We start from the raw sequence: 23,211 nt of genomic DNA, 5'->3' as shown, positions 1-23,211 counted from the left end.
TGTCCACTGGTTAGCCAGGAGGAACTATAGTATTATTACTGAGTTCTTTTATCTTTTCATCTACAATGTTTATCATGTATTCGTTTATGTAAATCTGGTTTCTAATATCTTTTTCACTATCATAAAACGGAGAAACTACTTTTCGAGAGAAAAAAACAAACAAGAACACTAAAAACGAAATAAGAAGAGTTATGCCAACTGCGTAAATTATTTTTTCATTCAAGGAATGCATTTTATTAACTCCATCACTCATCTCAAAGATCATTGGAATGATCATTGTTGTAACAATACTAGTTAATATTACACCTACGAAACCAAATATTACACCTCTATAACCAAAGTAAGTTAGTTCTTTTTGAGATGACTTTAAATGATACTTGATATCTTTGTAAGCTTCAAGTTTAGAACTGTTTTCCTTCTGAGATAGTTGCAGGAGTATTTTTAATTCTGCTTTAGCTTTACATCTTAGCTTTTTTGTATCTTGATATTTTTTTGTTATTTCTCTTGATTCTCTTTTTTTCTCAACTCTCTCTTTTTTTAACTTTTTATCTGATTTCAAGCTGTTTTCTCACTCGCTCTCATAATGGTCATTCAGTGTCCTCCAGTGGGCTGGTAGAACTAAAAAATAATTGATTTTCACTCTTGCTTAATAAATATCTTAATTGTTCTATTCTAAATAAATATACATGTTTTAATACAGCTAAATCATTGTCTTTAGTAAGATAAAACTTTTTAAATAGAGTGATAAGCTTGTTAAGCTCTATTAGCAAAGCACTATGATCCTTGTCTTGATTCCCTATGTCTTCAATGGAATTTTTAATGTTAAAACTTAATTGTGGATTTCCGTGTACGTATCCAGATGATTTTCTATAAATACTTCTAATTGTTTGATAAAATTCACCAATTAAATGTTTGCTTTGGAGAATCTCTTTATTTGTTTCCTTAAAATCATTAAATAACTCAGTCATATCCTTAGTATTAGATTTATGACCTGAATTTGATCTTAAAAATGATTCTATAGCAGAGCGGTATGAGAAATAAAAAAAGCGACTAGGAAGCTGTTTTTTTATTGCGTATAAACAACTAAAAATATCAGAAATCATTAATTTAAAATAGTATGTTCTACCAAATTCTCTTGAGCTTGCATAGCTTCTAAGTATCATTAATGACTTACCTACACTGATAATATTATCGTGATTCAACTGATTTTCACTAATCGCTGGCCTCATATAGTTCTTATATTCATTTAGAACTTCCTTAACTTGATCAAGTGAATCCATTTCAATAATCATATGTTTTCTAACCACTTTTTAAAATTATCTTTAGATGATTTATTGCTTTTATTAGGCTTTTCTACTTTTGTCTCATCAGAAGAATTTTGTCTATATTGTTTAACTGCTTCCAACCTTTCTTTTGCATCGTTATAATTTAATGAGTAAATATGCCTGTTTACCCTTGCCACTAGCAGAGTCCTAGACATGTAAAGATAATTTTTAAACTCAAGTTTAAAAATCGATTCAATATAATCCTTTATATCATTATTCCGTGCAAATAACTCTTTGGATAGTAACAACAAGGTATTTAAACCAATTAGTTCTATGTACAGCTCCTCATTATTTCTATCCACATATACCGCTCCCTTCAAAAACGCCCAAAAATTCTTTAGCAATCTCGTTTAAATCTTTCCTAGTGACTTGATAATTAAAAGCAATATTTCCCTGTTCACCTGAAAGCAAATGATTATGCTTTCTTAAACTATTTTTAAATACATTATAATGGCTAATTAAATCATTTTCTTCGAAAGTTCTCTTAATTTCATCGAGCTTACTCTGATTTTCCTGCATCATGTAAACTATCCCTGCACACTCTAGTTTGAAATCAGGGTCTTCCTTATATTTTTTTATAACTTTGTCTAACAGCTTAACCCCGAGAGTAGAAAATTTATCCACTTTAACTGGAATAATATAACTATCTGAAGCTAATAAAGCAGCATCAGTATAAAAAGAAATAGTGGGTGGACAATCAATAAAAATATAATCGTACTCACTTTTTAGACCATGTTTGTCTATAAATATCTTTAATCTTTTCTTCATAATGCTATCTTGGCTTTTTTCTAATCTAATTAAATCAAGAGTACCACAAATAATATCTAAATTCTCATTGACTTTCGATGAAATTATTAAATCCTCAGGTAAAATTTCCTTCTCTTCAATTGTGGTAACCAGTGAGTCATTTCTATTAAATACTTCCATAATAGTACGTTTATTTATCCTATAATTATTTAGGTATTCATCAATTAAATTATATTGTTCCATTATTGTTTGGGTAGCATTAAATTGAGGATCCATATCTAAAATGAGAATCTTTTTATTAAATTCCACACTTAACTGATATGCTAAACTAACACATAAAGTAGTTTTTCCCACTCCCCCTTTCATGTTTAAAAAAGATACGACCTTCCCATTATTATATTTTTGATAATTATTCATGAAAACTCATAATTTGCGTCTTTTTAATAAACTCCACCATTGCCTCTCTTGAAATTATCTGCGTAAATGAATTGCCCTCATCGTCATATTGAGAGGGAATAACGTGGAACACGTCATCCCCTTTACCTTCCATCAAAAGGTGTTCTTTCCCTAAAACGTCTTTCCATTTAACCATTTCCACATTCCGTTCCCTCCTTCGACACATTTGTTGCATGGGATCACCGCCCTTTTCCTCCGAACTGTGTATCAACTTTCTAATTTTGAATATTCCTCTAACTGTCTTTTGACTTCTTCCACTCCACAAACAGGAAAAGCGGTTTTTTCCCATAGAATAAAGTCACATTCTTTATCAGTAGCATCAGGGAAATATTCTCTAACTAAATCAAACCATGTTTTTCTTCCCAAAGTATTACATCCTCCTTTATCACACAATTTTTAACCACTAACTCTTATACTGATCCGGATGCTTCCGTTGGTATGCATGCCCACTACGATTTATATTTGGCGCGATTCCTAAATTTTCGGATTTGCTTTTAAAACTTCTTAATTCGTCGCAGCAGGCTTTCCGAATTTTCATGCTCTTGAAAGTGGATTTATTCCTCTACTCTGTAACTCCTTGGAAATAATCTCCTGCATTTTTTTAAACAACCAATTATCATCTTCCTCGAAACACGTACGTACTTTGGAAAGCTTTTCGGTTGCCATCCTCTCACAAGCAGCCCGGAACATTTCGAAGCAGGTCATTTCGGACTGAATAGTAACTCCTAAAGAGATACAAAGTCCCTTTGCCATTCGATTAAATTCTTCGAACAACAAATCTTTTGATTTATTTAACATAGTACACGCTCCCCCTCTTCTAATTCTCCATGAGTGGGGAAAGGATCCTCACTCATCTCCAATTCCATCTTTCTGGCCAGCAAATCATCTTTCATCATTTTCACTTGCCAACAAGGAGCATCAACAAAATTCTCATATAGGCTATCAATAGTTTCTTTATCCAAATGTCCTAAAGCATGAATCCACCATTCTCTTACATCTGTTGTTTGCAGCGGGGGAATACCTAAATATTTGCTAAAAATAAGCGTAATACTTTTCAATTCTTTGCCTAAATTATTCATAGTACTCCCCTCGCTTCTAATTGCTTTTTATTCTCAATTCTTTCCATAGACATCTGGAGTTCTATTTTTATCTTTTTACCTTCCGTATCGGCCTTTTCCCACTTAGCACGAAGCTCTCTCATTTTTTTAGAGAAGTCACATAAACAAGGGGTTTCTTTCCAAAGTCTGAATTCCACTTGTTCATAATATCTTCCTTCCCCTCCGCATTTTTCACACATATCAATCACCGTCCGTTAATTATTTTAAAAGGGAATATTATTCATCCGCTTATCCTTGGTTTCCTTGAATACAACAAACTTAGGATTTCTAAACAGCCTTGATACCAGTTTCTTGTCGTACATCCGGAATAGAGTTTCGCTGGATAGATTTGTAGTTATTAAAGTTGATTTATCCTGCCTGGTGGTTGTAATAGCATATAGAACCCTTTGAACAAAATCTGTAGCAATTTTGTCTGTTCCGATCGCGCCGGTTTCCGCTCCAATATCATCCAGTGCAAGATAATCAGCCTCAGACATCAATTCCACAAAATAATTCTCTGTATATCTGCTCTCTTTATTATTAAATGAGTCTTTGATTAACCGCATCATACTCTCCACATTTACGAATAGACACGATACATCTAATCCACTTTCATTTAATTCACGTAAAGCTGCATAAGCTAAGTGACTTTTTCCAGCACCTTGATTACCTTGAAGAATCAAATTAAATACTTGGCCATTTTTAAGGCGAGATATTGACTCCATAACTGTTTGTTTATTCTTCCGTTCCTCCTGGTGCTCAACATGATAATTCTCCAAAGTAGCTGCTAAAATTGTATTGTCGGCCAATATGCTGCGATTATAGAAAGTGTTGTATTTCTTTTGCTTTAAGAATTCATCGTATTCCTTTTGTGTTGCTTCCTGTAGTTTGCGATCCCCTTGCTCCAGTTCACATCGGGGACAAACCAATTCGCCATCAATCACCATCTTCTGAATAGGCTTAACAATCTCTTGGCCTGCCTTGATATAAGTGTGACGATCACACACCTCAGAATGGTATGTTATATTCTTCTGCAATGTTTCCGGAATCGTTAGCTTTTCCACTTGTTACACCGCCTTTTTGGTTTAGGTAGGATTCGAACTTCGTTCCGAATAATCAAAATATTGCGTTATATGCGGAAATGACAATTTTTATTTTTTCAGCAAAGGAGATGACATTAATATGATTTATCCAAGTTTTACTCTAGATAAAGACATGAGAGTTGTTCAATGCCCCCAATGTAAAAACGAAGAGGTAGAAGGTAACTACTGTAAAATATGTGCAACCTATCTTTTTAATATCTGTACTGGATTCCATATTAATGATAATAATGATGATTATTATCGCCAAGGTCTTAGATGGGGTCAAAATAACGGAGGTTGTGACCAAATGCTTGAGGGGAATGCTCGCTTTTGTCATGAATGCGGTTCTACTTCTAGTTTTTTTGAGGACGGACTGTTAGACCATTGGGATGAAAATCAAAATTCAAACAATGAAGTTGCAGTTACTGAGGATCCATTCTTGGATACTAATAATAATCTCGATAAAAGCGACGATGATTTACCGTTTTGACAAGCGTAATAGTGTGTAATGTTCAATAAACTTTTAAGGAGGTGATGCAGATATTTTTCGTCCCCAAAAGCGTCTACCCACGCAATGAAAGGGATACGAAAAATGAAATTACACAAAACAGAAACAGATCCGGAAATCTACTATTACTTTTTGAAGAATGGCGATAAACGTTATCAGTATCGTCATAAGTATTACGATGCCCTAGGAAAGAGAAAAGAGAAGAAAAAGAGCGGTTTTGATACAGAAAAGGCAGCATTAAAGGAACTGTTGCAAGTCAAAGCCGATCTATTAAGCGGACAAGTCAAAAAAGTAGAGAACGACCGAATGTCTGTTTCTCAATGGCTAGATATATGGTACGAGACATATAACGGCGATTGGGAAATAACATCCCGTATCCAAAGAAAAGATGCGATTGACAATCAAATGAAGCCGCGTTTAGGTAAATATGTACTAGCGGAATTGGACAGAACAACATATAGACGTGTCTATATTAACGATTTACTTAAATCCTATAAACCAAGTACTGTACAACTGTTTCATCGATTATTCAGCATTGCCATAAATGCTGCGGTTGAAGATGAAATTTTGACACGTAATAGGTTCACTAAAATTAGCATTGAACAAGAACGTAAGTTGGAAAATTTCTTAACCCCCGAAGAATTAAATTTATTTTTGCATACAGCAAAAAAACGTTTGAACATAATAAATTTCACACTTATTTTTCTGTTAGCTTATACGGGGTTAAGAAGGGGCGAAGCTTTTGGTTTAAAATGGAGAAACATCGATTTCAACCAAAAAACGATAACTGTTGATTGTACTAGGGATAGACATGGCGAACGGTCTCCCAAGACAAAAAACAGTTATCGTACCATTCCTGTTGATGATGTTTTAGTGGATCAATTAAAAGTGTACCAAAAATGGTGCTTAGAAACAAAGTTTGCTTCTGGTCTGAAATTAGATAAAGAAAGCGATCATGTGTTTATTTCCAAGACTAGCGGTGAAAAATGCTGTGACAACATTTTTAGAATATACATTTAAATCAATATACGCTCAACTGAAAAAAGAGGAAATACGTATCAGAAAAATTACACCTCATGGCTTGCGGCACACGCATGCGACCATATTAATTAGTAACGGAGTTCCCCCAGTAACTATAGCCGATCGATTGGGGAATACGCCGGAAATGATTAATAATGTATATTCACATTCCTTCAAAGAATTGGAAGATAAAGCAGTCACAGCTTTCAGTGAAAGTCTTGCAGCTGGGGCTAAAATTGGGGCTAATTAATTCAAAGTAGCCCCACCCCCTTGATACAGAGGAGTTTGTGCATCCTTTTCGCTTTACAACCGCTAAATTCATACAGTTCAAACAACCATTTGAACTTTTTTCACCATTTCATCTGTTTCTGGAGGAGAAAGCACTTCCAATTCTAAAATCCATTCAACTTTCACTCTGGACTCAAGATTCGGTCTCTTTTTCGATTGGATATAAATGGTCTGGGTACCGCTGATGCTTTCAGTAAGTTTACATATTCCTTCAATTACACCAGAATCCATTTTTAAACGAATCAAATACATTCCCTTCCTCGGAAGCATATATTCGTCAAAAGACATATTCACCATGATTGTCTGATTATCTAAATCATATGATTCATTTTCAATTTGCCCGTAGGTCGAATAATAGCTTCCCAAATAATGTGGAATAGCAGCAACCGCCCCATTATTTAACAGCTCCCGGATTTTAGTTGAGCTGATTTTCATCTCTTTATAGGATTTTTTCGAAACGACAGTTATGTCAAATTCTCCGCCCCCATCTTGCACAATGCGCTCCATATTTCCCTGTCCTTTGAATCCATACGTAAAATCAAACCCGGCCACTACATGTTTGCAATTTAATCCACAGATATACTTTCGAACAAAGGCAGGTGGTGCGAGTTTAGCAAAATCTTGATTAAATGTAACAATAAAAAGCTTTTCAACCCCTAATTCTTTAAAAATCTCTTTCTTGGCATCCAAAGGGGATAAATATCGGTCTATTTTTTGGTTGTTTGGCAAAACATTGCTCGGATGAGGAAAAAACGTCATCACAGTCAAAGTAAGATTTTTCTGTTCGGCAATTTTTCTTGAAGTTTCGATCAATTCACGATGTCCCAAATGAACGCCGTCAAAAAAGCCAAGGGCCATGACACAAGGTTCACTTGTCAGCGTTTTCATATCAAGTAGCCCTCTTATATAAATCGTCTCCACCTATAACACCACCGTCATCTTTTTTTACGGTAAAGCCTCCATGTTTTTATCATATACTAGATCGTATATGATTTCAATTGTAAGCAAAAATTCTTTGCAAGATTTCAGCTTTTAACCAATACATGAGCGGAACCATTGTTTTCGGTTGTACATATTATGGTAGTAAAGGAGGTGTATTCATGATGTCTTCTCTTCCAAATTCTACTTTGGGTCTATACTTGGCAGCTATTATTGCCGGCTATGCCCTTTTAGTATTGACCATCCTTCTTCCTGGTCCTCTTGCTGTCTTTTCAACAGTCATTATGGTAGTAGCAGTAGTCATCATCGTTCTTTTTTCCATTGTTGTTATATTAAAAGCCCTCAAGACGCTGTTATCTAAGTGAAAAAATTAGAAGGGGAGCAATCTCGCATTGCTCCCCTTCTAATTATTGAACATCAAACTCGTTTTCTGCTGTTAAACTCGCTAGGACATGAACGCGTAAAATAAACCCGATCAGTTTCTTCTCTTCATTTACGACAGCAAGAGGATATTTCGATTCCAATATTTTGGGTATCAAATCACTGACAAATATCTCTTCATCTACTAATGAAACATCATGGCGCATGACCTCTTCCAACGTTTTTTTCTCCCTTAACCCCTTGACTGCGTCATCTATCGTGACGATTCCTTTCAGGCTGCGTTGCCGATCAACGACAAATACGCTTGAGATACCGTTTGTTTTCATTTCTTTGATCGCTACATTCAAGCCATCTTTTAAGGAGACGAGGGCATTCGGCTTGATCATTATGTGTTTCGCCTGGAGAACTTTCGATCGATCGATATCTTTGATGAACTCAGAAATATAGTCGTTCGCAGGATTTTCGATGATTTCTTCAGGGGTGCCGACTTGAACCACATGCCCGTCTTTCATAACCGCTACCCGGTCACCTAATTTGAATGCTTCATTTACGTCATGGGTGATGAATATGATTGTCTTTTGCAATCTATTTTGGATATCTAGCAATTCAAGCTGCATCTCCCTGCGAATTAATGGATCCAGTGCACTGAAAGGTTCATCCATCAACAGAATATCAGGATCATTTGATAGCGCCCGGGCCAATCCAACCCTTTGTTGCATTCCTCCAGATAATTCATCAGGGTATTTATTCTCATACCCCTTTAATCCTACTATTTCAATATTTTTTAATGCAATTTCTCGCCGCTCTTTTCTAGGGATGTTGCGGATTTCCAAACCATACTCTACATTTGCAAGAACTGTCCTATGGTTAAACAGACCGAAATGCTGAAAAACCATCGCGATTTTTTCTTGCCTCACTTTTTTTAAACCGGCGCTGTTGCATTTCACAATATTTTCATCATCTATATAGATTGCTCCATCGGTCGGTTTATTCAACAGATTGAAGCAGCGAATCAAAGTGGATTTCCCACTTCCGGACAAACCCATGATCACAAAAATTTCGCCTTTGTTTATTTCAAGCGAAGCATCATAAACACCTACTGTATGCCCGGTCTTCTTTAAAATCTCACCCTTAGACATCCCTTTTTTAACCAGCGGTATCACTGACTTCGGTTTGGGGCCGAAAATTTTTGAGACATGCTCTAGCTTAATTTGTGTTGTCATTGGATTCCCCTCCTGTGTTTTTGAAACTTATCAGCGACGCCATTTGTAACCCGGTCAATGATAATAGCTAAAAACACAATGCTGATCCCTGCTTCGAATCCCAATGCAATATCAATGCGGTTAATCGCTACAAGGACTTGCTCACCAAGCCCGGATGCACCAACCATCGAAGCAATGACAACCATCGCAAGCGCCATCATTGTCGTTTGGTTTACACCGGCCATAATGGTAGGAAGCGCCTGAGGCAGTTGAACTTTTCTCAACATTTGCCATCTGGATGATCCAAATGATTGTGCCGACTCAATAACATCTTTATCAACGCCCCGGATAGCAAGTTCTGTCAATCGGATAACAGGCGGCAAGGCATAAATAAGTGTAGCGAAAATCGCGGAGACATTACCTAAACCGAAGAAAAAGATGGCAGGAATTAAATAAACAAAGCTAGGCATTGTTTGCATGGCGTCCAAAATAGGTCGCATGACTGTCGAAAAACCATTGCTGTATGACATCCATATCCCCAACGGAATCCCGATAATAAGGCATATGAGTACTGAGGCTATAATGATGGCAATGGTTGTCATCATATCTTCCCACAGTCCAAATGTACCAATCAGGAATATAAATCCCGAATATAAAACACCTGAAAAAACAGACCGGAAATACCAGCCCAGCAAAAAAATCACAGCGATAAAAAACCACCAGGGCATCCACAATAAGAAATCCTGGATTCCATTAATTGACTTCGAGGAAATCAAAAAGATAAAGCCGAAGAATCCCTCAAGCGTTCTGTCGAGAAAATCAACAAAATCACTGACGTAACCGCCTAAATTCGTCCTAATATCTGGAAATTCTCCCATTAACTAAACCTCACTATTTTTAGATTTGAATTGAGAAAAAGCAGCTAGCACAAGCGGCCAGCTGCTTAATTTTTAAAGAGCTTCCTTAACTTTTTGTGCTTTGTCTTCAGGAACCCACTTCGTCCAAACATCTTCATGTTCTTTTAGCCACCAAATGGCAGCTTCTTCAGCCGAGGCTCCTTCGTCCTCCATGTATTGCAGAGCTTCTTCCGTTAAGGCACTGCTGGTTTCATATTTCTTTAGAAACTCCACAGCTTCAGGGGCCTGTTCCGGCAGATCTTTGTTCACTGCTGTTACAACATCGTTTGGAGGAAATTTGGTCTTCTTAGTTTCTTTCCAAGTTTTTTCGTCATATTCGGGTTCTTCGAGCAGAACAAGATCATACTTGGCAGTAATCGCTGTCGGTGACCAATAATATCCCACCCAGCCTTTGCCTGATTTATAAGCATCAACCAGCGATGCTACAATAGCTGAATCCGACCCCGGCATGAAATTGTTGAATGTCTCATCCAATTTATAGGCATCAAATTTGTCATCTATATGATCTGCTACCACCCAGCCGCTCGGCGCATTGATGATTCTGCCTCGCCCGGAATCCTCGGGATCCTCAAAAACCTCTGGATATTTCTTTAGATCTTCTACGGTTTTTAAATCGGGTGCTAGTGGTTTAATATTGCGTTCTTTGTCACCATGAATAACATAGGATGGAACATAGAGGCCTTGATCGTTGTCGTCGAAATTTACTGAAGTCTTAATGATATCGCCTGAGTCAATTGCATCTTGATATACATCTTTGACATTGTCTGTCCAAACTTCCATGTATACGTCAATATCACCTTTTCTCAGACCTTGAAGTGTTGCGGAGGTTGATCCGGCAGTCATATCGGTTTTATACCCATATCCTTCTTCAAGGATTCTTTGAGCAATTGCATTATGAATCCGGATGCTGTCCCAGCCTGCATCAGCGAAGACGATTTTGTCTTTTTCTTTTTTTGATTTTGCTGCATTGTTCCCGCTTCCCCCACACGCTGCCAAAAACAGAAGTGTCATAGCGGCTATAATGCCGGCGATTTTCTTCACAATTTCTTCTCCTTTTTATAAAGCATTTGATTTACTGTTCAGCATTTCATTACGTAACAAAATGAGTGAAGTATTGCACAAAGTGTTTCGAAACACGTACCACTATTTAGCTTATCGAACAAGTAGAGTGAAATCAAACGAGTATAACGGCCGATTTACGTGATTTATTCTAATGACATAGAATTAACCAGCAGTTAGTATGCTGTCATTCCTTTTTCTTGCTGAATACTCTATTTAACTCCCCAATACGCTGTATTTCCATATAAACAGTTTAATATTCTTTATTCTCAGTATATTAATCTAGCAAAGACTACTTGTATTTCGTATATAATCTGGCTGAATGGATCATCTATACTATGCAAAAAAGAAAACAATGACTAAAGTTATGTAAAGGCGACTGTTTTGCTGATGCGGTCATTGGCAATCAGCAGCAACCGAATAAATATGTGAATTGCTAATAAGACTAAATTAAAAGGTCTGAGCCCGGTACAGTACCGAATTCAGACCTTTGTGGGAGCATACCTGTATGGCTTCCATTACTGTTTAATGATTGAATCAGCCACAAAGTTAGAGAAGCCGCTTTAATCTCTATACCTACATGGCAGTTCGTCGAGTGTGTAACTAAATCACTTGCATAATGCTCAACTCCTGCATCGCCTACTGTAATGATTGTTTAACATTTTACTAGATACTCATTTCTGTTTCGAGTATGGCTTGGAGTATTGATGATTTTGTTACAATTGAAATGGCTACTCCAACTGCTGATTGTTTTGTTTCCTCACTGATGAGATTGTTCTTCTACTCATTTTAATTTTGAAAAATATTTCTAATCATGCAAATATCAAAACGAGTATTCCGACAACAAAGCAATATATGCTAAAATAAATAAGATTGCCCTTTGCCATGATGTTCATGAACCATCTTAATGCAAAGTAGGTAGCAATGATTGATACGATAAACGCCGCAAGGTATGGAATGAAAAGCGTTCCCAAATCCGGGTCGTTGGCCATATCGGTAATGCTGAGAAGCGTGCCTCCAAGGCTGACGGGAATATACATTAAGAATGAAAATCGTAATGCAGTTTCTGGCTTCATTCCCATACCCATGGCTGCAACGATTGTTGCACCTGATCTGCTTATACCTGGAATCAGTGCAACAGCCTGCGCAAGCCCGACAACAATCGCATCCTTGAAGGTCAGATCTCCGTCCTTCTTCCGTCCTCTCAGGTTTCTTATTAAAAATAGCGCAGTACCTGTAATGAGCAAGGTGATCGCAGTAATGCGGACTCCTTTTAATGATTCGGATATAATATCATTAAAGAGAACACCAATCACACCAGCAGGTATGGTTGCAACGATCAAATAAATTATAAACATGAAATCCGGTTTCACTTTTTCATCCCGGGTTTTTAAATAGGCAATGCCATTTTTCGCCAGTCTGATAATATCATTCCAGTAAATGATTAGGACAGCTATAAGAGAACCTGCGTTTACAAGAAGCTCAAATGTCAGCTTCTTTGTCTCTATTCCTAAAAAATGCTGGGCTAACACAAGATGACCGCTGGACGAAATCGGAATCGGTTCAGTAATTCCCTGAATAAGCCCTAAAAAGATGTACTTCAATATTTCAATTATATTCAACTCCATATCCAGTCCCCTTTTCACTCAAGTTTTGACTTCCAAGTGTAAAGGTTACCGTTTATCTCTCCTCTTTTCAAGGTTGTCTATCATTCTTTTTAAAAGAAAAGAGATTCTACTTGTATTTCAATTTTACTCATGATAAAATCACAATCGACACTATATTTAGTGATTGACAATATTAATCAACACAATATATTGATAATTAACAAGACAAGGTGTCCATTGCGGACTTAAAAGGGAATCCGGTGAAAATCCGGAACTGTCCCCGCAACTGTAAGTGCGAACGACCGGGAAAAACCACTGTCTACGACGGGAAGGTTCCCCACTAGGCTGATGCACGAGTCAGGAGACCTGCCTTTTCTTGTTTGAGTTTCAATTTCTTCGGGGGTTTGAGAAGATGAAACGATAGCGAAGTTATTTTCTTTTCCCTATCGTTATCGTTTGATCCGCTCTGTGCCCTGGAGTGGATTTTTCTATTGGAGAAAACAGGAGGTTTCTATTAAAAATGACAACAATCATTGTGAAAGAAGACGGTAACAGAAAAAAACCATTTGACAGGAAACGGCTGGACAGCTTCCTTCAAAGAGTCACTTTGATAGAATCGACAGACTACCGTGATAAAATTTTTAGAAGTATTGAATCTAAAGCAGAGATAAAAGCAGAGCATCTTACTGACTTGCTTATTCAATCTGCTTTGGAAAACATTGATGAATTACATACAGAATGGGCTTTTGATGCCGCAAAAATATATTTGAACGATTTATATAGAAGAGCTGCCAACAACCGTTCATATGATAAAAACAAGAAATACGGCGATTTTTACAACCTTATTAAAATCTTGACTGATAAAGGTATATATTCTCCCTGCCTTTTGGACAAATACAGCGAACAAGAAATCAATCAATTATCAAAGCTGATTGATCCTGAGCGTGATTATCTTTTCGATTATATCGGCCTTCATACGCTTGCTACAAGATATTTGGCTGTTGATCATGAAAAGAACACATTTGAGCTGCCGCAGGAGAGATGGCTGATCATCGCCATGCATCTGATGCAGGACGAGTCTCGCGACAGCCGTTTGGAACTTGTAGCGGAAAGCTACTGGGCACTTTCAAATCTCTATATGACTGTTGCAACCCCTACGCTTGCTAATGCCGGGCTTGCCCATGGCCAGCTGTCGAGTTGTTTCATTGATACAGTGGACGATTCACTCATCGGCATTTACAGCAGTAACACAGATGTGGCTAGACTTTCCAAAGATGGCGGCGGAATCGGAGTCTACATGGGCAAGGTGAGGGCTCGAGGCAGCTCAATTAAAGGGTTCAAGGGTGCATCCTCCGGTGTCATTCCGTGGATTAAGCAGTTGAACAACACAGCTGTCAGTGTAGACCAGCTCGGAAGACGCAAAGGCGCTATTGCTGTCTACTTAGACGTATGGCACTCCGATATCCTTTCTTTTCTTGATTTGAAGCTTAACAATGGAGATGAAAGGCAACGTGCACACGATATTTTTACCGGTGTTTGTTTGCCAGACCTATTTATGGAACAAGTGGAAAGGCGCGGAGACTGGCATTTATTCGATCCTCATGAAGTGAAACAAGTGATGGGCTTTTCATTGGAAGACTTTTATGATGAAGAAAAAGGAGCAGGCTCTTTCAGAGAGAAATACGAAGAATGTGTTCAAAATGAAAAATTAACGAAAACGACAGTTCCTGCTATTCAAATCATGATTCGAATTATGAAATCACAGTTAGAAACAGGCACCCCTTTCATGTTTTATAGGGATCAAGTAAACCGGATGAATCCAAACAAGCATGCCGGAATGGTGTATTCCAGCAATCTGTGTACAGAGATTATGCAAAATATGTCGCCAACCATCCATTATGAAGAAACGGTTGATGGGGATACAATCATTTCATATAAAAAGGCTGGAGACTTTGTCGTATGCAACCTCTCCTCCATCAATCTGGGCAAATCAGTTAATCCACAAGAAGACGACTTTGAGATATTGGAGAGATTGATTCCCATCCAGGTAAGAATGCTGGATAATGTCATCGATTTAAATACAATTGATGTTAAACAAGCAGCTATTACAAATCGGAAATACCGCGCCATTGGTCTTGGAACTTTCGGATGGCATCACCTGCTGGCCGTAAAGGGTATCGCCTGGGAATCTAAAGAGGCCGTTCAATTAGCAGATAGTCTATATGAGAAAATTTCACAACTGACGATCAAAGCAAGTGTACAGCTGGCAAAAGAAAAAGGAGCTTACCCACTGTTTGAAGGAAGTGACTGGCAGACAGGACATTATTTTAAAGTCCGTGGCTATTTAACGGGTGCTGACACAAATGAGTGGAATGAGATCAAGGATGATGTAAAAGAGCACGGAATAAGAAACGGGTACTTAATGGCGGTTGCTCCTAATTCGAGTACATCTGTCATAGCAGGCTCGACTGCCAGTATAGACCCGATCTTCAAACCATTTTACCATGAAGAAAAGAAAAATTATAAGCTTCCGGTCGTCGCACCAGATCTTGACCACCGTACATACAATGTTTACCGGAAATCGGCATACATTGTAGACCAGCGCTGGTCCATCCAACAAAATGCAGCCAGACAGCGCCATATTGACCAGGCGATCTCATTTAATTTTTACGTCCCGAACCATATTAAAGCACAGGTCATGCTCGATTTGCATTTGCAGGCTTGGGATTCAGGATTGAAAACAACGTATTATGTTAGATCGACCGCATCAGATATAGAGGATTGTGTATGGTGCGAATCCTGATTTGCTATGCTAGCTTTAGCGGAAACACAAAAGAAACTGCCGAAATCATCAATGAAGTTGTTTCTACTCATGGGCATTCCACGGTTTTATACCGGATTGGATCGGGGCCAACACCCGATCCCTCCCTTTTTGACGCTATAATGATTGGGACTTTTACTTGGGGAAAAGGAGCGACCCCGGATCTCGTAAAGGACTTTGTTTATGAAATCGGGTATAAGCCGCCCAATGTTTATGTCTTTGGAACAGGCGACACACAATTCGGAGGGGATGCCCTATTTTGTCATGCTGTCGAAAAACTTGCAGCATTTTATCATTCACCATTTAAGACTTTAAAAATTGAACAAAGTCCAAGAGGCTCTCAGGAAAATACAGTAAAAAATTGGACGGAAGGAGTATTGAATCAATGCCTAAAACACTTGAAAAAGTAGCCGTGTTAGAACCATTGAATCCTAATAAATCGACAGCACTATTCGGGGGAAAAGCAAGCGGCATTTTGAATTGGAACGACCTTGCCTACCCTCATTTTTACAATCACCGCGAACAGATCAGAGCTTTATTCTGGAGGGCCAGTGAGGTGGATATGACCCAAGACATCAAGCAGTTCCCAACACTATCGGAAAAAGAGCAGAACGCTTTTTTAAAGATCATCGGGTTGCTTGCAACACTTGATGGCCCGCAAACGGATATTGCCAGTAGAATTGGGAATTACTCAACTGACCCATCCGTTAAATCCATCATGGCAACAATCGCCGACCAGGAGAGCGAACATAACCACAGCTATGCATATGTACTGTCCTCCGTTACGTCTTTTGACAAACAAAATGAATCTTTTGAAACCGGAAGAACAGACGAAGTATTAATAAAAAGAAATGAGAGGATCATGCAAGTGTATAATGAATTTGCATGGAACCCTTCCATTGAAAATGTCTTAAAAACAATGGTTTATACTGCATTGCTCGAAGGATTATTCTTCTATTCGGGATTTGCCTTTTTCTATAACATGGCACGGAATCAAAAAATGGTTGGAACATCGACGATGATCTCTTATATTAATCGTGACGAACTTCAGCATGGCCGCTTTATAAGCGATCTATTCCGAGCCACTTTATCCGAAAATCCCGACCATAACACAACTGAATTTACGGACTGGGTCTATGACCAGTTTCGCCACTCGGTTACGCAGGAAATGAATTGGAGCCGCTATGTATTAGACGATATTGACGGAATTGATCTCACTGAAATGGAAGGCTACATCAAATATCGAGCGAATAAGATGCTCAGAATGCTTGGGTTGAGTGAGATTTATGAAGACTACATTGATAACCCAATGAAATGGATTCGTGCGTATGTAGACAATTTTGATGACACTAAAACAGATTTCTTCGAGCAAAAATCACGTCAATACACCAAAACAAGTGATTTAAACGGATTTGATGAGTTGTAATGATGGGGTCTTGCCTGCTGCAATGGCTGGCAAGACCTTTTGTTTTTCTGAATAAGAACAAAAGCGCAAGCTTCTGTTCATCGACGTACAGACTGAACCGAAATGCGGAAACGCCTTGGTCAGCCCCGACAAGCATAAGACGATTCCCGAGGAGGCAGTATTTCAGCCACCACAGGGAATTGGCTTATGACCTCGAGGGGCTAGGCGTTGGAGCTAGACAAGAGTGACTCCAACGAGATAAAGGAAACACGAAGTGCGAGAGTGTCTGCTTATCGGCGTAAAGCTAGACGAGCGCTGAAGAGGTGTAGTTTGCCTTCAGCAGCGATTGGCTTATGGCCTCGAGCCCATGGCACTCGGCAGGCTCAGGACGCGACATCCTGTCGCTTCGCTTGCACTAGGACGTCCTGTCCGTCGGCAGGCTCAAACAGCGACGTCCTGTCGCTTCGCTTGCACTAGTACTTCCTATATGTTGACTTATCGTAGGAGGAGGCCCTAAGTCTGCTAGTCGATAGGCGCTGGAGCTGGACGCAGCACAATCTGATAAACAAGTTTACAAAACAAGCATTGAATTTTATAATTTCCTATACCACAAAAATGGCCAGTTCCTCCTTTTGGATCTGACCATTTTTTGAGTCATGGTGTTCATATGGAGCCTTATTTTGGCTTGTCAACTCATTTTGGATCATCACAGGGCTTTAAAGTAGGGGCACTCCCATAAAAAAAGAACTGCCCTTCAATATGGCAGCTCTTGATCATGGATAATATTATAGTTTAACAACGTTTTCCGCTTGTGGTCCACGTTGGCCTTCAACGATTTCGAATTCTACTTGTTGACCTTCGTCAAGAGTTTTGAATCCTTCGCCTTGAATAGCACTGAAATGTACGAATACGTCATTTCCGCCTTCTACCTCGATGAATCCAAAGCCTTTTTCACTGTTAAACCATTTAACTGTACCAGTTGTCATGTACATAAACCTCCAAAAATTTATTAATATGTTCCTAATATTTACCAGGTAAATAAAAATTCACATATTATAATCAATACCCACCCACTTACTGGAGTAGATATTCATTATAACATGCGAATAATGGTAACTCCAAAAACTGGCAAATAAAATTGGCATATCTTTACTACTCATTATACATAAAGCAAAAGGAAAAAGCAAGAAAGGGGCAAACTTTTATTTATTTACTAATGTGTTACCCATTTCTTGAATTTTTTATTCATGTTAAGGTAATTTTTCTTATTTTTTCCCGCCTGCTGCAGACGCTTTGCCCACAGTTTTTTTAGTTTTAGCTGGCTTCTTGGTTTTTGGCTTGGTTCTGTCGATTGAAGCCTGAAGCGCTGCCATCAGATCAGTCATTTGCGCTGCTGGTTCTTTTTCCTTAACCGTAACCAGTTCTTTTCCGGTGCGCTTTGCCTCGATTAGTTTAAGAACATTCGTTCGATATTCATCTTTATACTTTTCTGGATCAAAGGTTGTCGTCAGCTGGTCGATCAGCATAATAGCCGTATCAATTTCCTTTTTCGTTACGTTGTCTTCGACTGGAACATTTGGCACGTCGGCCGCCTTCCGCACTTCATCCGGAAAATGGATGGTTTCCATTAAAAGGGTATCTAGATAAACTCGAATAACAGCCAATTGTTCCTTGGACCGGATCATGATTTTCGCAAGCCCCACTTTTTCTGAATCAGTCAAAGCTTTTCTAAGCAATCCATATGCCTTATTCCCACCATCCGGTGACATATAGTAGCTTCGGTTAAAATAAATGGGATCGATTTCTTCCAGTTTGATAAAATCAATTATTTCAACTGCCTTTTCCTCCACCGCATCTTTTAATCCTTTTAATTCGTCTTCTTCGACAACAACAAATTTGCCTTTTGTGATTTCATATCCTTTAACAATATCCTCAGTGCCAATCTCCTTTTCACATGTTGGACAGACTTTCTCATACTTAATAGGTGTATGGCACTCATTGTGCAATGACCGGAATTTGACGTCTTTATCTTCTGTTGCGGCGTGCAGTTTGATCGGAATATTCACAAGACCAAAACTGATGCTTCCTTTCCACATTGTATGCATATGGTCACCTTCATCACTTGTTTTTCCTTAGCTTTTGTTCATAGTCAAAAGATATACACTGATAAACTTTTGGTAAAAAAAATCAATCAGGAAAAACTATATGAAGAAATATGATGATAAGGTGTGATTTTCATGAAACCTATGCTCCCTACTTTAACCTTCAATACGTCGAAAATCGGAAACTGGCTCTACGAAATAAAATATGACGGCTATCGTGGGATATTGGAATGGACAGAGCAAAAAGTACACCTTTGGAGTAGGAACGGTAAGGATTTGCTTCCTCAATTTCCTGAAGTAAAATCTTTTTTGGACACAATTTCGGAAAGGATGCAAGAGCATCTTCCAATTTTGTTGGATGGTGAACTGGTCATTTTAGAAAATCCATTCAAAGCTAATTTTACTAAACTGCAGCAAAGAGGGAGAATGCGTTCCAAAGAAAAAATTGCGTCTGAATCCAGTAAGTGGCCCTGCCATTATCTCTTATTCGATTTATTAGCCTACCAAGGAAACGATCTGACCTCCTCTCCTTTCCTTCTAAGGAAAAATAAATTATCGGAACTAGTTCAACTACTCGAATTGCCTGAAACACCTGATCCTGGAGATGATAAACTGTTACAATACATTCCTTTTTCCAATTCTCTTAAAAAGAGCTTGCATAACATGAAAGAATTTGAAAGTGAAGGAATCATCGAGAAACAGGCACAAAGCAAATGGCTTGAGGGCAAAAGAACCTCTGAATGGTTGAAAGTTAAGAATTGGAAAACCGCATCCTGTTTTATCACTTCGATGGATGAAAAGAATGGATACTTTCACGTTGGTGTATGGAAGGACACCAGCATGTTTCCGCTTGGCCAATTTTTATTCAGCCTTGATTACGAGACGAAGGCCGCATTAAAAACAACCATACGTGAAAATCATACGGGACGAGAAGGCTCGATGTACTTCGTTGATCCCAGTATCTGTGTTGATATCAATTATCTGGAATGGACGGACAATCAGTTACGGGAGCCGCATTTCAAGAGCCTGCGTTTCGACCTTCAACCCAATGACTGTACATTTGAAAAGTTCATTCATGATGAGGCAATGTTTCCACCTGACATTACAATTACTCATCCTGATAAGGTTTTGTGGGAAAGAAATTATTCCACTAAGCTTGATTATGTCCGTTACCTTAGAAAAATTGCCCCTTACATGCGGCCTTTTCTGAAAAATCGCTCGCTGACAGTCATCAGGTCGCCGCATGGCATATTTGGTGAATCTTTCTACCAGAAAAATAAACCAGAGTCCTCCCCTGATTTTATTGAGTCGACAGTAATAGATGACATCAATTATATTATCTGCAATGATTTGAAATCGCTCATTTGGCTCGGTAATCAGCTTGCTATCGAGTTCCATATCCCCTTCCATCCGGTGACAAGTAAGTACGTCAGCGAGATTGTATTTGATCTGGATCCCCCAGACCGCACGTACTTTCACTTAGCAGTCTACGCAGCTGGCATCCTAAAACAGATTTTGGATGAATTGGGGCTGGTGTCATTTGTAAAGCTTTCAGGAAATAAAGGGCTTCAAGTATATATCCCGCTTCCAGAGAACAGGTTCACATGGAAGGACACGCGCCGTTTTACTTCTTTTATTGCTGAATTTTTAGTGCAATATGATCCGGAGTCTTTCACTACGGAAAGGTTGAAAAAAAATCGGGGCGAAAGGCTCTATGTCGATTTTATTCAACACGCCGAAGGAAAAACAATCATCGCACCTTATTCAGTAAGAAACAATGAGGATGGACTGGTAGCTGCTCCCATCCATTGGCATGAGCTAACCGATGCTTTATGCCCCACACAGTTTACGATGGAATCCGTCCTTAAAAGACTTGTCCAGATGAAAGATCCGTTTTCTAGTTTTTTCCACTGCAAAGACAAGCAACCATTTGAGCGAGTGCTCAAGCGTTTGGGAAATCATGGCTAAAACAATGTGAGCAAACATAAACAAAGGCTTCTCTCATGCTTGGACAAGCCTGAATCCATTTTTAACAAAGGCGTATTGGGTGAAAAATATTGCTGCCACTTAATGGGCATCAATCCCCTTTTTATGGTCATGACTGTACGGCCATTTTTCATTAACACCCTGTCCGAATACGGCTTTTTTACCTCGAAATGATCCGGGCCAACAATGAAGCTGAGGCTTTTGCCTCCTCTTGTATTGATAATCACAGGAAGCTTTTTCTTAGCAGTGATAAAGGTTATGCCGCCATGATCTATATGCATGTAAGCTGTTGTCCCTATCCCATGCTCATTGATTTTAACCAGCCGTCCCCTTTTTCCCAATTCATAATATTTTAAGTGAGCCCTCCTCTCCCTTCCTTTGACAATCAAAATGGAAAGCTGTCGGATTCCGTCTGATGAATAAGCCTCCATCAAACAATTGGCATTGTGCGAGGGAATAAGAAGGAGGGTTTCATTATTCTCAGCCATCAGGCCATTGCTAAGTATCATGGAAACGGCACTGCCTTTATATGAAAAATATAAAAATCTTAACACAAAATAGACCATGCTTAGAAACACAGCCAACCCTGCCATGTTGCTCAGAAAAAAATCAGCTTTTTTCACATTCGGCAAGATGATGACCGTAAAAACAACGGTAAATAAAATACTTTGATGAAAATATAGCCGGGCCATGAAAGAGTAATGTTCTTTTATGTTCATTCTCTTCCCCCTATTTCAGGAGTCTCGATTCATTATACGAGACAAGCCCTGTGAACATGACTTTTCTTTTAAAAAGAAAAGCGACAGAACGTGGCCGCCTCAGACCGCCACGTTCTGTCGCTTCTCCTTCACTAGTACTTCCTGTACGGCGGCTGGCTCAAACAGCGACGTCCTGTCGCTTCGCCTGCACTAGTACTTCCTGTACGGCGCAGCTAGACATATAAAATCTAAATTCGAATAAAATATTTTATCTAATTTTAACTTTCTTACTCTTAAATAAAAATGCCCCTGATATTCCATCGAATCAGGAATATCGGAGCACCTAAAGGTTCCTATTTGATAATTCTAAATACTAACGGAAAATGGTATATTTCCCCATTGTATGCCTTAACCGCCGCAATAATCGTGAAAATAAATACCATCACTCCGATAATCGGCAAAAGGATAAAACCGATAAGTACAAGCATTAATAATGAAGCTACAATACTATATACCGCGTATGAAATGATAAAATTCAAATATTCCTTTCCGTGAAAATCTATAAAAGGCGACTCGTCTTTTTTCAGAAGCCAAATTAGCAGCGGTCCAATCAAAGTCGTAAAGAAACTTGTCAAATATATAGCCATCGCTAGCGTTCTTTCACTGCTAGATACTGTGTCCATCTTATTCCCTCCTAATGTATGTCTATGTTGAATTTACGTAGAAAGAGCATAAAAAGTTTCAAAAACAATGATATTTTTTTTGTACAAGCATAATCATTCTATGAACATGATTTGAATTAACGGGGTGGTCAAATTCCATGTTTCGCGAATGGGCTATTGAATTGCTGCAAACTCTTGGGGAATATGGATTCATAGGCATTGCCGCTGGTCTGATGGTGGAAATCATACCCAGCGAGATCGTCTTGGGATATGGGGGATATTTAATAGCCAGTGGGAAAATAACATTTTTCCAAGCTTTAATTGCTGGAGTTTTTGGCGGGACGATGGCCCAACTCTTTTTATATTGGCTCGGAATATATGGCGGGAGGCCTTTTTTTGACCGCTATGGAAAATTCCTTTTTATCCAATCAAAACATTTAAATGCCGCAGAAAACTGGTTTGCGAAACACGGCACAATTGTCATATTCACAGCACGGTTCATACCGGTTATCAGGCATGCGATCTCCGTCCCTGCCGGCATAGCAAAAATGCCCTTTCACCATTTTACCATTCTTACTGTCGCAGCCATGATTCCATGGACAGTTTTATTCCTTTTGATCGGCATCGAACTAGGAAACCATTGGGATCAAATTGGAAGGCACGCCACGGCTTATTTGAAACCAATTATAGGAGCGGCTCTGGCAGTCCTCTTATTATACTTTCTTTTTAAATTATGGTCTCATCATCGCATGTCAAAAAACAATTAAGGTGCGCTGCCCAAACCTCTAACTATGGGCTCCATCTCCACTCTGCAAAGTAAGACTTCTAAATCAAATATGCCTTGGCGTATTTGCGCCCAGATTTTATCGAGCTCCGCTCGATAAATTTTGTATGAAAATTATTTCCGCT

General features: G+C 38.7%; 25 protein-coding genes, 1 pseudogene and 1 riboswitch. Of the genes and pseudogenes, 8 read left to right on the top strand and 18 right to left on the bottom strand.

The features are described from left to right. Nucleotides 1–10 precede the first annotated feature (10 nt). The 9 genes from D5F11_RS16300 to D5F11_RS16265 all read right to left on the bottom strand — a co-directional run bounded on the left by D5F11_RS16300 (nt 11) and on the right by D5F11_RS16265 (nt 4,689). A complete protein-coding gene (locus D5F11_RS16300; RefSeq protein WP_120117705.1) occupies nt 11–559 on the bottom strand; it encodes a hypothetical protein in 549 nt (182 codons plus the stop codon). Between the two features lie 28 nt (nt 560–587). Continuing rightward, nucleotides 588–1,292, bottom strand: a complete 705-nt coding sequence (locus tag D5F11_RS16295) for a hypothetical protein (RefSeq protein WP_120117706.1) — start codon at nt 1,290–1,292, stop codon at nt 588–590. Further along, nucleotides 1,289–1,627 carry a hypothetical protein gene (locus D5F11_RS16290; protein WP_120117707.1) on the bottom strand — a complete coding sequence of 113 codons (339 nt, stop codon included), beginning with the start codon at nt 1,625–1,627 and terminating at the stop codon, nt 1,289–1,291. The genes D5F11_RS16295 and D5F11_RS16290 overlap by 4 nt, the downstream gene beginning before the upstream one ends. Further along, nucleotides 1,620–2,489, bottom strand: coding sequence for a ParA family protein (locus tag D5F11_RS16285; protein WP_120117708.1), 870 nt, complete (start codon nt 2,487–2,489; stop codon nt 1,620–1,622). Before D5F11_RS16285 ends, D5F11_RS16290 begins: the two co-directional genes overlap by 8 nt. Continuing rightward, a complete protein-coding gene (locus tag D5F11_RS16280; RefSeq protein ID WP_120117709.1) occupies nt 2,482–2,670 on the bottom strand; it encodes a hypothetical protein in 189 nt (62 codons plus the stop codon). Before D5F11_RS16280 ends, D5F11_RS16285 begins: the two co-directional genes overlap by 8 nt. 65 nt (nt 2,671–2,735) lie before the next feature. Continuing rightward, nucleotides 2,736–2,894, bottom strand: a complete 159-nt coding sequence (locus D5F11_RS26640) for a hypothetical protein (protein WP_185830746.1) — start codon at nt 2,892–2,894, stop codon at nt 2,736–2,738. Nucleotides 2,895–3,062: 168 nt separating this feature from the next. Continuing rightward, the gene (locus tag D5F11_RS16275) at nt 3,063–3,326 is read right to left on the bottom strand and encodes a hypothetical protein (RefSeq protein ID WP_120117710.1); all 264 of its coding nucleotides are present in this window, start codon (nt 3,324–3,326) and stop codon (nt 3,063–3,065) included. Next, nucleotides 3,320–3,607, bottom strand: a complete 288-nt coding sequence (locus tag D5F11_RS16270) for a hypothetical protein (RefSeq protein ID WP_120117711.1) — start codon at nt 3,605–3,607, stop codon at nt 3,320–3,322. The genes D5F11_RS16275 and D5F11_RS16270 overlap by 7 nt, the downstream gene beginning before the upstream one ends. A gap of 242 nt (nt 3,608–3,849) precedes the next feature. Then, on the bottom strand, nt 3,850–4,689 hold the full coding sequence (locus tag D5F11_RS16265; RefSeq protein ID WP_126646618.1) for an ATP-binding protein: 840 nt from the start codon (nt 4,687–4,689) through the stop codon (nt 3,850–3,852). 118 nt (nt 4,690–4,807) lie between these two features. Here D5F11_RS16265 and D5F11_RS16260 point away from each other — a divergent pair, with 118 nt between their 5' ends. Together D5F11_RS16260 and D5F11_RS16255 are read left to right on the top strand one after the other, a co-directional pair. Beyond that, nucleotides 4,808–5,197 carry a hypothetical protein gene (locus tag D5F11_RS16260; RefSeq protein ID WP_120119371.1) on the top strand — a complete coding sequence of 130 codons (390 nt, stop codon included), beginning with the start codon at nt 4,808–4,810 and terminating at the stop codon, nt 5,195–5,197. A 102-nt stretch (nt 5,198–5,299) separates the two neighbouring features. Further along, a pseudogene (locus D5F11_RS16255) lies at nt 5,300–6,485 on the top strand (site-specific integrase). 77 nt (nt 6,486–6,562) lie between these two features. On the opposite strand, the gene D5F11_RS16250 reads toward D5F11_RS16255, so the two are convergent. Continuing rightward, nucleotides 6,563–7,444 carry an FAD synthetase family protein gene (locus D5F11_RS16250; protein WP_126646617.1) on the bottom strand — a complete coding sequence of 294 codons (882 nt, stop codon included), beginning with the start codon at nt 7,442–7,444 and terminating at the stop codon, nt 6,563–6,565. 179 nt (nt 7,445–7,623) lie between these two features. Here D5F11_RS16250 and D5F11_RS16245 point away from each other — a divergent pair, with 179 nt between their 5' ends. Next, entirely contained in the window at nt 7,624–7,827 is a 204-nt protein-coding gene (locus D5F11_RS16245; protein WP_120119373.1) for a hypothetical protein, read from the top strand. Between the two features lie 42 nt (nt 7,828–7,869). Here D5F11_RS16245 and D5F11_RS16240 read toward each other — a convergent pair whose 3' ends face one another. The 4 genes from D5F11_RS16240 to D5F11_RS16225 all read right to left on the bottom strand — a co-directional run bounded on the left by D5F11_RS16240 (nt 7,870) and on the right by D5F11_RS16225 (nt 12,649). Continuing rightward, nucleotides 7,870–9,066, bottom strand: a complete 1,197-nt coding sequence (locus D5F11_RS16240) for a quaternary amine ABC transporter ATP-binding protein (protein ID WP_120119374.1) — start codon at nt 9,064–9,066, stop codon at nt 7,870–7,872. Beyond that, the gene (locus D5F11_RS16235; RefSeq protein ID WP_120119375.1) at nt 9,063–9,923 is read right to left on the bottom strand and encodes an ABC transporter permease; all 861 of its coding nucleotides are present in this window, start codon (nt 9,921–9,923) and stop codon (nt 9,063–9,065) included. The genes D5F11_RS16240 and D5F11_RS16235 overlap by 4 nt, the downstream gene beginning before the upstream one ends. Nucleotides 9,924–9,995: 72 nt before the next feature. Next, the gene (locus tag D5F11_RS16230) at nt 9,996–11,003 is read right to left on the bottom strand and encodes an ABC transporter substrate-binding protein (protein WP_245998239.1); all 1,008 of its coding nucleotides are present in this window, start codon (nt 11,001–11,003) and stop codon (nt 9,996–9,998) included. 830 nt (nt 11,004–11,833) lie between these two features. Beyond that, nucleotides 11,834–12,649, bottom strand: a complete 816-nt coding sequence (locus tag D5F11_RS16225; protein WP_120119376.1) for an undecaprenyl-diphosphate phosphatase — start codon at nt 12,647–12,649, stop codon at nt 11,834–11,836. A 190-nt stretch (nt 12,650–12,839) separates the two neighbouring features. Beyond that, a riboswitch (cobalamin riboswitch) is annotated at nt 12,840–13,016 on the top strand. Nucleotides 13,017–13,148: 132 nt separating this feature from the next. Here D5F11_RS16225 and D5F11_RS16220 point away from each other — a divergent pair. Genes D5F11_RS16220 through D5F11_RS16210 form a run of 3 tightly spaced genes read left to right on the top strand, consistent with a single transcriptional unit; the run spans nt 13,149 to nt 16,875 of the window. Further along, nucleotides 13,149–15,431 (top strand): ribonucleoside-diphosphate reductase subunit alpha, encoded by a 2,283-nt coding sequence (locus tag D5F11_RS16220; protein WP_120119377.1) that lies wholly within the window; start codon nt 13,149–13,151, stop codon nt 15,429–15,431. After that, nucleotides 15,416–15,859: a flavodoxin gene (locus tag D5F11_RS16215; RefSeq protein ID WP_120119378.1), complete on the top strand. Its 444-nt coding sequence runs from the start codon at nt 15,416–15,418 to the stop codon at nt 15,857–15,859. The genes D5F11_RS16220 and D5F11_RS16215 overlap by 16 nt, the downstream gene beginning before the upstream one ends. Further along, nucleotides 15,835–16,875 carry a ribonucleotide-diphosphate reductase subunit beta gene (locus D5F11_RS16210; protein WP_120119379.1) on the top strand — a complete coding sequence of 347 codons (1,041 nt, stop codon included), beginning with the start codon at nt 15,835–15,837 and terminating at the stop codon, nt 16,873–16,875. The genes D5F11_RS16215 and D5F11_RS16210 overlap by 25 nt, the downstream gene beginning before the upstream one ends. A 764-nt stretch (nt 16,876–17,639) precedes the next feature. Here the strand turns inward: D5F11_RS16210 and D5F11_RS16205 are convergent. Together D5F11_RS16205 and ku are read right to left on the bottom strand one after the other, a co-directional pair. After that, the gene (locus tag D5F11_RS16205; RefSeq protein ID WP_018707263.1) at nt 17,640–17,840 is read right to left on the bottom strand and encodes a cold-shock protein; all 201 of its coding nucleotides are present in this window, start codon (nt 17,838–17,840) and stop codon (nt 17,640–17,642) included. A gap of 279 nt (nt 17,841–18,119) precedes the next feature. Beyond that, nucleotides 18,120–18,959 carry a non-homologous end joining protein Ku gene (gene ku / locus D5F11_RS16200; RefSeq protein WP_120119380.1) on the bottom strand — a complete coding sequence of 280 codons (840 nt, stop codon included), beginning with the start codon at nt 18,957–18,959 and terminating at the stop codon, nt 18,120–18,122. A gap of 132 nt (nt 18,960–19,091) precedes the next feature. Here ku and D5F11_RS16195 point away from each other — a divergent pair, with 132 nt between their 5' ends. Then, entirely contained in the window at nt 19,092–20,924 is a 1,833-nt protein-coding gene (locus D5F11_RS16195; RefSeq protein ID WP_120119381.1) for a DNA ligase D, read from the top strand. On the opposite strand, the gene D5F11_RS16190 is transcribed toward D5F11_RS16195, so the two are convergent. Both D5F11_RS16190 and D5F11_RS16185 read right to left on the bottom strand, forming a co-directional pair. Then, on the bottom strand, nt 20,921–21,661 hold the full coding sequence (locus D5F11_RS16190) for a hypothetical protein (RefSeq protein WP_120119382.1): 741 nt from the start codon (nt 21,659–21,661) through the stop codon (nt 20,921–20,923). The two genes, D5F11_RS16195 and D5F11_RS16190, sit on opposite strands and share 4 nt — an antisense overlap. Nucleotides 21,662–21,993: 332 nt before the next feature. Beyond that, nucleotides 21,994–22,323, bottom strand: a complete 330-nt coding sequence (locus D5F11_RS16185) for a DUF4870 domain-containing protein (protein ID WP_120119383.1) — start codon at nt 22,321–22,323, stop codon at nt 21,994–21,996. 137 nt (nt 22,324–22,460) lie between these two features. Here D5F11_RS16185 and uptA point away from each other — a divergent pair, with 137 nt between their 5' ends. Further along, nucleotides 22,461–23,069, top strand: a complete 609-nt coding sequence (gene uptA / locus D5F11_RS16180) for an undecaprenyl phosphate transporter UptA (RefSeq protein ID WP_120119384.1) — start codon at nt 22,461–22,463, stop codon at nt 23,067–23,069. The last annotated feature ends 142 nt before the right edge of the window (nt 23,070–23,211 follow it).

Source organism: Siminovitchia terrae (genome assembly GCF_003605405.2).
In the GTDB taxonomy this organism is placed as follows: Bacteria; Bacillota; Bacilli; order Bacillales; family Bacillaceae_C; genus Siminovitchia; species Siminovitchia terrae.
This window is presented reverse-complemented; position numbering and strand designations above follow the sequence as displayed.

Excerpts from the sequence above, each read along its gene's own strand:
- D5F11_RS16295 (WP_120117706.1), bottom strand. The coding sequence starts at position 1,292 with ATGATTATTGAAATGGATTCACTTGATCAAGTTAAGGAAGTTCTAAAT.
- D5F11_RS16285 (WP_120117708.1), bottom strand. The coding sequence starts at position 2,489 with ATGAATAATTATCAAAAATATAATAATGGGAAGGTCGTATCTTTTTTA.
- D5F11_RS16275 (WP_120117710.1), bottom strand. The coding sequence starts at position 3,326 with ATGTTAAATAAATCAAAAGATTTGTTGTTCGAAGAATTTAATCGAATG.
- D5F11_RS16270 (WP_120117711.1), bottom strand. The coding sequence starts at position 3,607 with ATGAATAATTTAGGCAAAGAATTGAAAAGTATTACGCTTATTTTTAGC.
- D5F11_RS16260 (WP_120119371.1), top strand. The coding sequence starts at position 4,808 with ATGATTTATCCAAGTTTTACTCTAGATAAAGACATGAGAGTTGTTCAA.
- D5F11_RS16245 (WP_120119373.1), top strand. The coding sequence starts at position 7,624 with ATGATGTCTTCTCTTCCAAATTCTACTTTGGGTCTATACTTGGCAGCT.
- D5F11_RS16240 (WP_120119374.1), bottom strand. The coding sequence starts at position 9,066 with ATGACAACACAAATTAAGCTAGAGCATGTCTCAAAAATTTTCGGCCCC.
- D5F11_RS16235 (WP_120119375.1), bottom strand. The coding sequence starts at position 9,923 with ATGGGAGAATTTCCAGATATTAGGACGAATTTAGGCGGTTACGTCAGT.
- D5F11_RS16225 (WP_120119376.1), bottom strand. The coding sequence starts at position 12,649 with ATGGAGTTGAATATAATTGAAATATTGAAGTACATCTTTTTAGGGCTT.
- D5F11_RS16220 (WP_120119377.1), top strand. The coding sequence starts at position 13,149 with ATGACAACAATCATTGTGAAAGAAGACGGTAACAGAAAAAAACCATTT.
- D5F11_RS16215 (WP_120119378.1), top strand. The coding sequence starts at position 15,416 with ATGGTGCGAATCCTGATTTGCTATGCTAGCTTTAGCGGAAACACAAAA.
- D5F11_RS16210 (WP_120119379.1), top strand. The coding sequence starts at position 15,835 with ATGCCTAAAACACTTGAAAAAGTAGCCGTGTTAGAACCATTGAATCCT.
- D5F11_RS16205 (WP_018707263.1), bottom strand. The coding sequence starts at position 17,840 with ATGACAACTGGTACAGTTAAATGGTTTAACAGTGAAAAAGGCTTTGGA.
- ku (WP_120119380.1), bottom strand. The coding sequence starts at position 18,959 with ATGCATACAATGTGGAAAGGAAGCATCAGTTTTGGTCTTGTGAATATT.
- D5F11_RS16195 (WP_120119381.1), top strand. The coding sequence starts at position 19,092 with ATGAAACCTATGCTCCCTACTTTAACCTTCAATACGTCGAAAATCGGA.
- D5F11_RS16190 (WP_120119382.1), bottom strand. The coding sequence starts at position 21,661 with ATGAACATAAAAGAACATTACTCTTTCATGGCCCGGCTATATTTTCAT.
- D5F11_RS16185 (WP_120119383.1), bottom strand. The coding sequence starts at position 22,323 with ATGGACACAGTATCTAGCAGTGAAAGAACGCTAGCGATGGCTATATAT.
- uptA (WP_120119384.1), top strand. The coding sequence starts at position 22,461 with ATGTTTCGCGAATGGGCTATTGAATTGCTGCAAACTCTTGGGGAATAT.